Here is an 11,415-nt window from a genome sequence, read left to right as displayed (position 1 = left end):
GATTTAATTTTACCCCCGTTTTCGGACAGGGCCCGCTCGCTCGCCGTTTCTATTCTGGCGGGTTACAGGCTTTTTCCGGAACATGATTTGACACAGGAAATCGGAATTAATGCAACAATTACAGAGTGTTATTGAGAGCGCCTTTGAGCGCCGCGCCGACATCACCCCCGCCAGTGCCGATGCGGTTACGCGGGAAGCGGTCAACCAGGTTATCGCGTTGCTGGACAGCGGTGCTCTGCGCGTAGCGGAAAAAATCGACGGTCAGTGGGTGACGCACCAGTGGCTGAAAAAGGCCGTGCTGCTCTCTTTCCGTATCAATGACAATCAGGTGATTGATGGCGCTGAAAGTCGTTATTACGACAAAGTACCCATGAAATTCGCCGATTATGACGATGCACGCTTCAAAAAAGAAGGTTTTCGCGTCGTTCCGCCAGCGGCCGTTCGTCAGGGTGCTTTCATCGCGCGCAACACCGTATTGATGCCTTCTTACGTCAATATTGGTGCTTACGTCGATGAAGGCTCTATGGTCGACACCTGGGCTACCGTAGGTTCCTGTGCGCAGATCGGTAAAAACGTTCACCTTTCCGGCGGCGTCGGCATTGGTGGCGTGCTGGAACCGCTGCAGGCTAATCCAACCATTATCGAAGACAACTGCTTTATCGGCGCGCGTTCTGAGATTGTGGAAGGTGTGATTGTAGAAGAAGGCGCGGTCATTTCCATGGGCGTTTATATTGGCCAGAGCACCAAAATCTACGACCGTGAAACCGGCGAAGTCCATTATGGCCGCGTACCCGCTGGTTCCGTAGTCGTTTCCGGTAACCTACCTTCTAAAGACGGTAGCTACAGCCTTTACTGTGCCGTTATCGTGAAAAAAGTAGATGCTAAAACCCGCAGTAAAGTAGGGATCAACGAACTTCTGCGCACCATCGACTAATTTCCCCACGGGCTGCTTTCCGCAGCCCGTCATTTTTTCTTTACAGTTTCCCCGCCCAAAAGATGTTTTCCGACGCAAAATAAGTAATGCTATCGCACACTATCCAGGCGATAATTCGCGCCGTCGCATCAACTAATCATTTCTGACGTACTTCGTGCTGTGACTTTTACGACTACATTTATCGCATGAGTCCGGAACAAGCGAGCCCGGTGAAGACAAGGCGTAAGCGCGCAGCCCGTTTATGGATTATCGGTCCATAAATAGGGCGAGCACTGCACAACGCAGTATTCACGACGCGCGGCCGGAACGACATTAACTTCACTCAGGAACAAAACCCATGTATGACAATCTGAAAGGTTTAGGCATTGCTAACCCTGATGACATTGACCGCTACAGTCTGCGCCAGGAAGCCAGCAACGACATTCTGAAAATCTATTTTCGCAAAGACAAAGGCGAATTTTTTGCCAAAAGCGTGAAGTTTAAATATCCGCGCCAGCGCAAAACCGTGGTCGCTGATAACGTTAATCAGGGCTTTAAAGAAATTCAGGAGATCAGTCCTAACCTGCGTTACGTGATTGATGAGCTGGATCAGATCTGCCAGCGGGATCAGGTGGAAGTCGATCTTAAGCGCAAGATCCTGGACGATCTGCGTCACCTGGAAAGCGTTGTCACTAATAAGATCCAGGAGATTGAAGCCGACCTGGAAAAACTGACGCGCAACAGCCGTTAAATGCTACCGGCTGCGCCAGGGAAAACTCCCCTGCCCAGCCGGCTTACCTACGCCTCATCATCCAGCTGTAGCGCCACGTACAGCAGCAGACGGTCGTCAAAGCTGCTCAGGTTAAGCCCCGTCAGTTCCGAAATCCGGTTTAGCCGGTATTCCAGCGTATTACGATGAATATATAGCGCTTTTGCCGTAGCGGAAGGCTGCACGTTATTGCTAAACCAGGCGATAAGCGTTCTTCTGAGCAGTCCGTTGTTATCCATGGTCTTCAATTTTGCCAGCGGACGGGAAAGCTCACCCGCCTGCCAGCCGCCGCGCAGGCTGTCGAGCAGGACAGGCAGCACCAGGTCCTGATAAAAATAGCTGCGTTGCTCCGGCATCCGTTGCTTGCCAACCAGCATTGTTGTCTGCGCGGTACGGTAAGAGCGCGCAATACTGCCGGGCCCGGTAAAAAAATTGCCTAAGGCAATACGCATTCTCAGCTGGCCGCTGTCCTTCATTCTGGATTGCAGTAGCGCAATGCGTTTGCGGTGATCTTCGGCATCAAAGCGGCCATGCGCATTAAAAGCGGGTTTTAACACCACCATTTCCGTTAGCGAAACGATGGCGATCAGATTATCCCTTTCCGGCGTGGTCAATAACGTTTGCAGCTGCTGAAGCTCCGACATAGCGCTGTCTACGCCAAGCTGGCCGCTGTCGACTTCTACCACGGCAACCACGCGCGGTTGATTTAGATCTATACGTAAACGCTGCGCCCATTCGGTAAGTGCCGGAGAAATCGTCTCGCTGCGGATCAGATTGAGCACCAGCTCCTCTCGCAGACGGCTGTCCTGCGCCAGCATATGCAGCAGCCGGGCCTGTTCCAGCATCATTTCCGCCGTCATACAGACCAGCTCGCCATAGTGCCGCAGCGATTCTGGTTCGCCGGTCAGGCCAATGACGCCGACAATTTCGCCATCAATACGCATAGGAAGATTAATGCCGGGACGAACGCCGTGCAGATGTTTTGCTACCGCATCGTCAATATCCACAACTCGCGCCTGCGACAGCGCCAGCAGCGCACCTTCGTGCATTTCTCCAATACGTTCGCGGTCGCCGCTGCCGATAATACGGCCGCGCGCGTCCATCACATTGACATTGCTGTCAATTATTTTCATGGTACGGGCAACGATTTCCTGCGCCAGGCGGGCATCAAGGTGATAAGTGGCCATCCGTTACTCCTGAAAAGGCTTATCGGGCCAGCATACTCGCAGGCTCGTAGCGCGACATCAGGCAAATGCACCAGGCGTGATCCAGGCTGGAAAAATAACGGCAAGGCCAGACAGGCGGATGCTGGCTGCAATAAGCCAGCATCCCGAGGAAGTTACTGCATTAACAGATAGATAGTGCTGTCACCACGCTGGATATTCAGCGCCAGAACCGAAGGCTTGCTGTCGAGGATTTTACGCAGTTCGCCAAGGTTAGCGACGGCCTGCTGGTTAACGCCCAAAATCACATCGTCTTTTTTCAGACCGACACGTGCCGCGGCCGAACCAGCCTTCACGTTATCGACCTTAACGCCCTTCACGCCTTTTGCGTCGTAGTTGCTCAGGTCGGCACCTTCAATTCCGACATAGATATTGCCGGAATCGACCTTCGCCTGAGAGCTTTGCTGTAGCTCGACGTTAACCGTCAGCGGCTTGCCGTCGCGGATCAGGCCCAGCGCCATTTTGGTGCCAACCGGTAGCGAGCCAACCTGGGCACGCAGCGCCGCAAAGCTGGAAATAGGTTTCCCGTTGATGGAAACCACGACGTCACCCGCCTTCACGCCGGCCTTGGCCGCAGAAGATTTTGGCAATACCTGACTGACAAAGGCGCCGCGCTGTGCGTCAACCTTCATGGCTTTTGCCAGCTCGGAGTTCAGCTCGGTGCCCATAATGCCCAGCTCGCCGCGTTTTACCTGGCCATATTCAACCATCTGCGCCGTCAGGTTTTTGACCATGTTGCTGGGGATAGCGAAACCGATGCCGATATTGCCGCCGTCCGGTGCCAGAATCGCGGTATTGATCCCGATTAATTCACCGTTAAGGTTGACCAGCGCGCCGCCCGAGTTGCCGCGGTTAATGGCCGCATCAGTTTGAATAAAGTTTTCATAGTTTTCCACGTTCAGGCCGCTGCGTCCCAGTGCAGAGACGATGCCGGAGGTCACGGTTTCGCCCAGGCCATACGGGTTACCGATAGCCACGGTATAGTCGCCAACGCGGAGATCGTCAGAATCGGCGACTTTAATTGCGGTCAGGTTTTTCGCATCGTTAAGCTGGATAAGCGCAATGTCGGAACGCGGATCTTTGCCAATAACCTTGGCATCATATTTACGACCGTCGCTCAGCTGCACCTGAATTTTAGTGGCGTTATCTACCACGTGATTATTAGTGACGACATACCCTTTTTCAGCATTGATCACTACGCCCGATCCCAGCGCGCGGAATTTTTCCTGCTGCGTATCGGCACCGCCGCCCTGCTGGCCGCCCCCCTGACACATTGGCGAACTCTGGAAAGGCGAACCGTCCTGGCAGAATGGCGAATTGCCGCCAAAGAACTGCTGGAATTGCTGAGGTAAACGTGGTGTACGTACCGTTGTGCTGCCTTCAACGTTGATACTCACCACTGACGGCATCACTTTTTCTAACATAGGTGCCAGGCTGGGTAACTGCTGGCTGGTGGAAGAAGCCGTTTCGGCTGCTATTGCTGAGGGGCCAATTGCCATTCCCAGGCTCAGGGCTAACGCGCTGGCTAAAAGTGTTTTTTTCATGCGTTTGTTTCTCTTCTGTTCCGGTCAGGAAAAATTAAGACGAATGTGCTGTTGAGATTCAATTTTTAGCGCTAAGTTCATGTATAAGTTTCAGCAAAAGGTAAAAATTTATTCGCTACCTTTACAAAGTTGCCGAACAGGATGTTTATTCCAGCGCCATTAACCGCCGATATTCATCCCAGGCATAGAGATCGGTCATGCCGCTAACATAATCCTGCAACAGCCTGGCGCGATAATAACGCTCCCAAAGAAGACGTTCAAATCGCTCTTCAATTTTTACGTTCTTCATGTGGACAAGATAGGCTTTACGATGCTTGCCGGAGAGTTTATGAAACAGTCGTGTTTCAATCGGGTAATCTTTATGGAAGTCTTCATTTATCAGTATGTTAAAATCTGCATAAGACATTTTAAGCAGCGGCTGATAAATATTTAACAAGCCTTTAATGATTTGATATCCCTGCAGCTCAAGCTGCTCGACCTCTGCATGATTAAATACATGCTTTCTGGCCACGACTTTAAATAAATTCAGCAGCTGATTTTCATCACCTTCATCTTCCAGCAGCGAATGATTAAAACTCCCCTGCCAGATTTGATCGATATTATCGACAAAACGTTTTACGGCATGTTCAACAAGAGCAGACTGCACCTTTACCCGTAACTTCATAAAAAAGGTGTCGCTTCTGCTGCGAAAGCGCTCTTTACTTTGCGCCTCCGTGTAAGCAAAGCCGACTATCTTTACAAAAAGCTCGTCAGAACTGACCTTGTTCTGTTTTTTTAACAATAGCCACTCGTCCTGCAAAAATTTATACAGCTGGTCGACGCTAAAAATGGCTTTTTCTACCGCATCGTCGAGGTCGGCAATGCAGTAAGAAATATCGTCAGCGGCTTCCATAATATAGGTTAGCGGGAAACGGTGATATTGCTGTGTATTGGTGGCTCTTAGCAGATCGGCGACATATTTTTCTTCCGAAAGATAATACCCTGGCTTTTTCATTAGCGTACTGAACTGCTCCGGTTTCTTTCCCTGAAACCAGGCGGGTGCCGTATATTTTAATATGCAGGCAACCTGCACATAGGAAAGGTTAAGCTGAAGCAACGTATGCACCAGGCGAATAGCCTGCGCGTTACCTTCAAAATGGCAAAGATCCTGGCGAAGACGCGCATTCATAGCGAGAAACTTTTCATTCTGCTCGCTGCTTTCCACGCCAGCGGCCTGCGGTTCAATCAGCATGCCGGGAAGATTAACGCGAAACCAGTCGTTAATTGCCGCTTCGCCAAAATGTCCAAAGGGCGGATTGCCAACGTCGTGCAGCAGACAGGCCATCTCAACCAGGCTTTCAAACGCGCCGGTCAGCTCGGTCAGGCCATATTGCTCCAGGCCGCCAGGCTGTTTTTTTAACGCCTGAACAATCTCTTTAACGATATAGCGGCCGGTTTGCTGTACCTCCAGCGAATGCGTCAGCCGGGAACGCACCGCAGCGTTACGCTCCAGTGGAAACACCTGTGTTTTCTGCTGAAGTCGGCGGATTGCTGCGGAATTAATAATGCGCCCGCGATCGCTTTCAAAATGGCGGGTTATATAATATTCACCCTCAGGCTTTTCCCGATTATTAAAGGGGCGCTCGAAACTGAATTTCGTCCTGAAATCTGTCGCTGTCATAATAGCCCTCGCCTGACCGGCTCTGGTGAGTTTATGCAATCAATCATGATAAACTATGTACCACATTTGTCAGGTTCTACAACAATAGCGAGTATCCGTATGAAAGCAGGCATTATTGGTGCAATGGAGCAGGAAGTTACGCTGCTGCGCGACAAAATTGAAAATCGTCAGACTATCGCGCTGGCCGGTTGTGAAATTTATACCGGAACGCTGAACGGCGTTGAGGTCGCTCTGCTGAAATCAGGCATCGGCAAAGTGTCGGCGGCAATGGGTACCACGCTGCTGCTGGAACTGTGCAAACCAGACTTTATCATCAATACCGGCTCGGCAGGCGGCCTGGCCTCGACGCTGAAGGTGGGCGATATCGTGGTGTCGGACGAGGTGCGCTATCACGATGCCGACGTTACCGCTTTCGGTTACGAGCCAGGCCAGATGGCGGGCTGTCCGGCCGCTTTTGCCGCCGATGAAAAGCTGATTGCCGCAGCGGAAAGCTGCATCAGCCAGCTGGGGCTAAACGCCGTGCGCGGCCTGGTGGTCAGCGGCGACGCTTTTATCAACGGCGCCGAGCCGCTGGCGCGAATTCGCTCAACTTTCCCGCAGGCTGTAGGCGTTGAAATGGAAGCAACCGCCATCGCACACGTCTGCCATCAGTTCGCTACGCCGTTTGTAGTCGTACGTGCAATTTCTGACGTTGCGGATCAGGAATCTCACCTCAGCTTTGATGAGTTTCTGGTCGTGGCCGCTCAGCAGTCATCCCTGCTGGTTGAAACGCTGCTGACGCATCTTCGTGGCTAAGCTGTTTTGGTTGCTGCTGCTGTATTGCACGGCGGCAGCCGCCGCACCTCGCATCATAACTCTTGCGCCAAATTTAACCGAGCTGGCGTTCGCGGCGGGGATTACGCCCGTTGGCGTCAGCGCGTATTCGGATTACCCGCCCGCAGCGGTCAATATCGAACAGGTGGCCAACTGGCAGGGTATTAACGTGGAACGCATTCTCAGCCTGAAGCCGGACGTGGTGCTGGCGTGGCGCGAAGGAAATCCACAGCGCCAGGTCGAACAGCTGGCCGCTTTTGGCATCAAAGTTATCTGGCTGGCGCCGAAAACGGTAAACGAGATGATAGCCAGCGTGCGCAGCCTGAAAAGCTGGAGCCCACAGCCGCAAAAAGCGGAACAGGAAGCCGCGCAGCTGCAACAGCAGTGGAATGGTTTAAAACAACGTTATAAAAACGCTTCGCCGGTATCCGTGTTCCTGCAGTTCGGCCAACAGCCGCTTTTCACCGCCTCGCGCAATACCTTACAGAATGAAATTATCGAGCTTTGCGGCGGAAAAAATATCTTTGCCGACAGCCGCGTTCCCTGGCCGCAGGTCAGCCGCGAGCAGGTACTGATGCGGCATCCGCAGGCGATCGTTACCGGCGGCGAAGCAACTAAAATAGCGGCGATTAACGCCTTCTGGCAACCGCAGCTCAATGCCCGCGTAATTGTAATAAAGGATGACTGGCTTAGCCGACCTGGACCCCGTATTATTCAGGCCGCTCAGCAATTGTGCAGCGAACTACAGCCTTAGAGAGCAGAGCACTGTACTAAAGTCGTGTAAAGTTTCAACGAAGTTGGTCGTTAACTTAAGTACGAGGCGGCAAGCAGTTATAAACGCCACCCGGAAATTCAGGGCTATGCCCTTTACACCAGGAAACTACAGCAATGAAAGCCGCTTCACTGGCCTTAGGCCTGATGATGGCTGGTCAGGTCTGTGCTGCTTCGATTACCGGCAGTATCGGCGTCAAACTGACCATTTACTCGCAATGTCACATTGACGGGCGAAGTACTACATCAGCAGCAACACCAGCAGTAGATTGCGGTAAGCAAATTGCCGCGCAGCCAAAAGTAACGCAGACGGTGCTTTCGCAAGACCGCAAAATGCACCAGACGTCGAAACTGGTTACAGTAGAATGGTAAGTAAAAACCCCGGCCGTCAAACGTCGGGGTTTTTTTATATCAGATGCTGAATGAAGAACCGCAGCCGCAGGTCGTTTTGGCGTTGGGATTGGTTACGATAAAGCGTGAGCCTTCCAGCCCTTCGGTATAGTCCACGGAGCCGCCAACCAGATACTGCAGGCTCATTGGATCCACCACCAGCGCCACGCCCGATTTTTCAATGGTCATATCGCCATCGTTGACCTTGTCGTCAAAGGTAAAACCGTACTGGAAGCCGCTGCAGCCGCCGCCGGTGATATAAACGCGCAGTTTCAGATCCGGATTCTCTTCATCTGAAATCAGGTTTTTGACTTTACTGGCCGCTGCTTCGGTAAATTGCAGGGGCAGAGCTACATCGTCACTCATTTGATACTCCATCAGGCACTCGGGCCGGTCATATTTCGACCATTAATTGCACCATTATCTTACACACCAGTATAGCAATCAAGTATCGGCCCTTCCTGCGGCTGGCGTGTTGGCACTACGTGCGGCGGCGTCATCGGCCTGCTGCTGCTTTTCCAACGTGCGGGCCAACAGCGAAGAGTAAAGCGGTTTGCCGCCAAGGAACTGCGCCAGCAATGTTGCCCCAAGACAGGTGATAATCATAGGCAGAATAAGCTGGTAATTATCGGTCATTTCCAGCACCAGTACGATGCCGGTCAGCGGCGCTCTGACCGAAGCGGCAAACAACGCGCCCATGCCGGCAATGGCAAAAGTGCCCGCTTCCAGATGATAAGCGGGAAACAGCGATGCGCTGGCCATTCCAAAGGCGGTGCCCAGCAGCGTGCCGAGCGCCAGCATCGGTGCAAAAATGCCGCCCGGTGCGCCGGAGCCAAAGCAGAGCAGCGTGGTAACCACTCGCGCAATAAAGATAAACAGCAGCGTGCCTACGGTGTAATTGCCCGCCGCTGCGATAGGGATCAGCTCAAAACCGCCACCGGCCGCTTCCGGCTCGATAACGCCAAGCACGCCGCACACGCCGCCCAATATTGCACCGATAATCAAAACTTTACGTAAATTGCCGCCGTGAAAGCGCTGAAACATATCCTGCGTTTTAAAAATCAATGCGTTAAACGCCACGCCTACAATGCCGAAAATCATGCCTAACAGCAGATACAGCCAAAGCGTATTAACAGGAGAAATAGAAAGTTTGCCGACCGCGATGACCGCGTGTTCGCCATTGAATACGCGAAAAACGATGCTCGACATAATAACGCCGATGAACACCGCCTTAATTGAAATGACGCTGTAGCGAAACTGCAAACGCATCTCTTCGATAATAAACAGTATGCCTGCCAGCGGCGCATTAAAGGCCGCCGACAGTCCCGCCGCCGCGCCGGTCGCCAATAGTGAGTGGCGGGCTTCGGCGCTTTTCATGCGGAAAATATCCAGCACCATGCGGCCAATATTGCCGCCCAGCTGTACCGTTGGCCCTTCACGGCCCAGCACCATACCCGCCCCCAGCGATCCCATGCCGCCGATAAACTTAACGGGAATAACGCGCCACCAGCGCACCGGACGCAGCTCTTCCAGCGCGCCTTCTATTTCAGGAATGCCGGACCCTGAAGCTTCCGGCGCAAAACGCCGCACCAGGTAATAACCGATAACGGCCAGCAGCGCAGAAAGAATAAACGCCAGCGGGAAAAGCAATATCCAGTGTTTTTCTACGTCAGCCAGCAGGGAGAGTCGCCAGCTGCTCACCGCATGCACCGCTTTTTCAAAAACAACGCCAACCAGACCGGCCAGCAAACCGACAATACCCGCCATAATTAGCACGATGACGGGCGTTTTATCACGTCTTAACAACAGGCGGAGAAAGTCACCGCGGCGGGCAGGCACAACGTTTAACTGGTCGGACGAAGAGGTTGTCTGGTGCATATTCCATTCGTTATCAGTTCAGTCGAAGCAAATAGTTTACTCATCCTGGCGCTGATGTCGCGGATAAATCCTTGTCGTTTCGTGTCAAAAGCGCGACTGGCCTTCCAACGCGGCCGCATGTTCCCTTAGAATGGCAGCGTTTTTTTAATGCATCCTCAGGAGCGGAACCATGAGTAAGTCTGAAAATCTCTATGCTCAGGCACAGCAAGTTATCCCCGGTGGCGTTAACTCGCCGGTGCGCGCCTTTACCGGCGTTGGCGGTGTACCGCTCTTTATTGAACGCGCGAACGGCGCCTATCTGTACGACGCCGACGGCAAAGCCTATATCGACTATGTCGGTTCCTGGGGACCGATGGTGCTGGGCCATAACCATCCCGCTATCCGTAATGCGGTCATTGAAGCCGCCGAGCGCGGGCTAAGCTTTGGCGCGCCAACCGAGATGGAAGTGAAAATGGCCGAGCTGGTGACCGAACTGGTGCCAACGATGGACATGGTGCGCATGGTTAACTCCGGTACCGAAGCGACCATGAGCGCTATTCGCCTGGCTCGCGGCTTCACCCATCGCGATAAAATCATCAAATTCGAAGGCTGCTACCACGGTCATGCCGACTGCCTGCTGGTGAAAGCCGGTTCCGGCGCGCTGACGCTGGGCCAGCCAAACTCGCCTGGCGTCCCGGCAGATTTTGCTAAGCATACGCTGACCTGTACCTATAACGATCTTGATTCCGTACGGGCCGCTTTTGAGCAGTATCCACACGAGGTGGCCTGTATCATCGTTGAGCCGGTTGCGGGCAACATGAACTGCATCCCGCCGCTGCCGGAATTTCTGCCGGGCCTGCGTGCGCTGTGCGACGAGTTCGGCGCGCTGCTGATTATCGACGAAGTGATGACCGGCTTCCGCGTGGCGCTGGCTGGCGCGCAGGCGCACTACGGCGTGGTACCTGACCTGACCTGCCTGGGTAAAATTATCGGCGGCGGCATGCCGGTTGGCGCGTTTGGCGGACGTCGTGAAGTGATGGAAGCGCTTGCCCCAACTGGCCCGGTTTATCAGGCGGGTACGCTTTCCGGTAACCCAATCGCTATGGCCGCTGGTTTCGCCTGCCTGAGCGAAATTGCGCAGCCCGGCACGCATGAGACGCTGGACGAACTCACTACGCAACTGGCGGAAGGCCTGCTTAAGGCAGCAAAAGAGTGTGATATTCCGCTGGTCGTCAACCACGTCGGCGGCATGTTTGGCCTGTTCTTTACCGACGCCGATAAGGTCACCAGCTACCAGGATGTTACTCAATGCGACGTTGAGCGCTTCAAAAAGTTCTTCCATCTGATGCTGGAAGAAGGCGTGTACCTTGCACCTTCTGCTTTCGAAGCGGGCTTTATGTCGCTGGCACACAGCCCGGAAGACATTCAGCGCACGGTAGATGCCGCGCGCCGTAGCTTTGCAAAGCTGGCCTGAT

Annotated in this window: 11 protein-coding genes; 6 read left to right on the top strand and 5 right to left on the bottom strand. The window is 53.3% G+C overall.

Translation table 11 applies throughout. The features are described from left to right. Positions 1–109: 109 nt before the first annotated feature. Together dapD and KUE00_RS04180 are read left to right on the top strand one after the other, a co-directional pair. The gene (gene dapD / locus KUE00_RS04185; RefSeq protein WP_246758283.1) at positions 110–934 is read left to right on the top strand and encodes a 2,3,4,5-tetrahydropyridine-2,6-dicarboxylate N-succinyltransferase; all 825 of its coding nucleotides are present in this window, start codon (positions 110–112) and stop codon (positions 932–934) included. Between the two features lie 337 nt (positions 935–1,271). Further along, positions 1,272–1,664 carry a DUF3461 family protein gene (locus KUE00_RS04180; protein WP_246758282.1) on the top strand — a complete coding sequence of 131 codons (393 nt, stop codon included), beginning with the start codon at positions 1,272–1,274 and terminating at the stop codon, positions 1,662–1,664. A 47-nt stretch (positions 1,665–1,711) separates the two neighbouring features. On the opposite strand, the gene KUE00_RS04175 is transcribed toward KUE00_RS04180, so the two are convergent. From KUE00_RS04175 to dgt, 3 genes are all read right to left on the bottom strand, one after another. Then, positions 1,712–2,869: a CdaR family transcriptional regulator gene (locus KUE00_RS04175; protein ID WP_246758280.1), complete on the bottom strand. Its 1,158-nt coding sequence runs from the start codon at positions 2,867–2,869 to the stop codon at positions 1,712–1,714. A 152-nt stretch (positions 2,870–3,021) separates the two neighbouring features. Then, positions 3,022–4,449, bottom strand: a complete 1,428-nt coding sequence (degP, locus tag KUE00_RS04170; protein ID WP_246758278.1) for a serine endoprotease DegP — start codon at positions 4,447–4,449, stop codon at positions 3,022–3,024. Positions 4,450–4,594: 145 nt separating this feature from the next. Continuing rightward, on the bottom strand, positions 4,595–6,109 hold the full coding sequence (dgt, locus tag KUE00_RS04165; RefSeq protein ID WP_246758276.1) for a dGTPase: 1,515 nt from the start codon (positions 6,107–6,109) through the stop codon (positions 4,595–4,597). A gap of 99 nt (positions 6,110–6,208) precedes the next feature. On the opposite strand from dgt, the gene mtnN reads away from it, so the two are divergent. The 3 genes from mtnN to KUE00_RS04150 all read left to right on the top strand — a co-directional run bounded on the left by mtnN (position 6,209) and on the right by KUE00_RS04150 (position 8,065). Next, positions 6,209–6,904: a 5'-methylthioadenosine/S-adenosylhomocysteine nucleosidase gene (mtnN, locus tag KUE00_RS04160; protein WP_246758275.1), complete on the top strand. Its 696-nt coding sequence runs from the start codon at positions 6,209–6,211 to the stop codon at positions 6,902–6,904. After that, positions 6,897–7,676 (top strand): vitamin B12 ABC transporter substrate-binding protein BtuF, encoded by a 780-nt coding sequence (btuF, locus tag KUE00_RS04155; RefSeq protein ID WP_246758274.1) that lies wholly within the window; start codon positions 6,897–6,899, stop codon positions 7,674–7,676. Before mtnN ends, btuF begins: the two co-directional genes overlap by 8 nt. A gap of 134 nt (positions 7,677–7,810) precedes the next feature. Next, the gene (locus KUE00_RS04150; protein ID WP_246758273.1) at positions 7,811–8,065 is read left to right on the top strand and encodes a hypothetical protein; all 255 of its coding nucleotides are present in this window, start codon (positions 7,811–7,813) and stop codon (positions 8,063–8,065) included. Positions 8,066–8,104: 39 nt separating this feature from the next. Here KUE00_RS04150 and erpA read toward each other — a convergent pair whose 3' ends face one another. Continuing rightward, positions 8,105–8,449 carry an iron-sulfur cluster insertion protein ErpA gene (gene erpA, locus KUE00_RS04145; RefSeq protein WP_246758272.1) on the bottom strand — a complete coding sequence of 115 codons (345 nt, stop codon included), beginning with the start codon at positions 8,447–8,449 and terminating at the stop codon, positions 8,105–8,107. 78 nt (positions 8,450–8,527) lie between these two features. Continuing rightward, entirely contained in the window at positions 8,528–9,961 is a 1,434-nt protein-coding gene (clcA, locus tag KUE00_RS04140; protein WP_246758270.1) for a H(+)/Cl(-) exchange transporter ClcA, read from the bottom strand. Between the two features lie 169 nt (positions 9,962–10,130). Between clcA and hemL the strand changes: the two genes are divergently transcribed. Further along, entirely contained in the window at positions 10,131–11,414 is a 1,284-nt protein-coding gene (gene hemL, locus KUE00_RS04135) for a glutamate-1-semialdehyde 2,1-aminomutase (protein WP_246758267.1), read from the top strand. Position 11,415 lies beyond the last annotated feature (1 nt).

It is taken from the genome of Erwinia phyllosphaerae (genome assembly GCF_019132875.1).
Taxonomy (GTDB): Bacteria; Pseudomonadota; Gammaproteobacteria; order Enterobacterales; family Enterobacteriaceae; genus Erwinia; species Erwinia phyllosphaerae.
Note: the sequence above shows the minus strand (reverse complement) of the source record. Positions and strands in the feature narration are given on the sequence as shown.

Bases quoted from the DNA above. Each gene is read 5' to 3' on its own strand.
- dapD (WP_246758283.1), top strand. From the start codon at position 110: ATGCAACAATTACAGAGTGTTATTGAGAGCGCCTTTGAGCGCCGCGCC.
- KUE00_RS04180 (WP_246758282.1), top strand. From the start codon at position 1,272: ATGTATGACAATCTGAAAGGTTTAGGCATTGCTAACCCTGATGACATT.
- KUE00_RS04175 (WP_246758280.1), bottom strand. From the start codon at position 2,869: ATGGCCACTTATCACCTTGATGCCCGCCTGGCGCAGGAAATCGTTGCC.
- degP (WP_246758278.1), bottom strand. From the start codon at position 4,449: ATGAAAAAAACACTTTTAGCCAGCGCGTTAGCCCTGAGCCTGGGAATG.
- dgt (WP_246758276.1), bottom strand. From the start codon at position 6,109: ATGACAGCGACAGATTTCAGGACGAAATTCAGTTTCGAGCGCCCCTTT.
- mtnN (WP_246758275.1), top strand. From the start codon at position 6,209: ATGAAAGCAGGCATTATTGGTGCAATGGAGCAGGAAGTTACGCTGCTG.
- KUE00_RS04150 (WP_246758273.1), top strand. From the start codon at position 7,811: ATGAAAGCCGCTTCACTGGCCTTAGGCCTGATGATGGCTGGTCAGGTC.
- erpA (WP_246758272.1), bottom strand. From the start codon at position 8,449: ATGAGTGACGATGTAGCTCTGCCCCTGCAATTTACCGAAGCAGCGGCC.
- clcA (WP_246758270.1), bottom strand. From the start codon at position 9,961: ATGCACCAGACAACCTCTTCGTCCGACCAGTTAAACGTTGTGCCTGCC.
- hemL (WP_246758267.1), top strand. From the start codon at position 10,131: ATGAGTAAGTCTGAAAATCTCTATGCTCAGGCACAGCAAGTTATCCCC.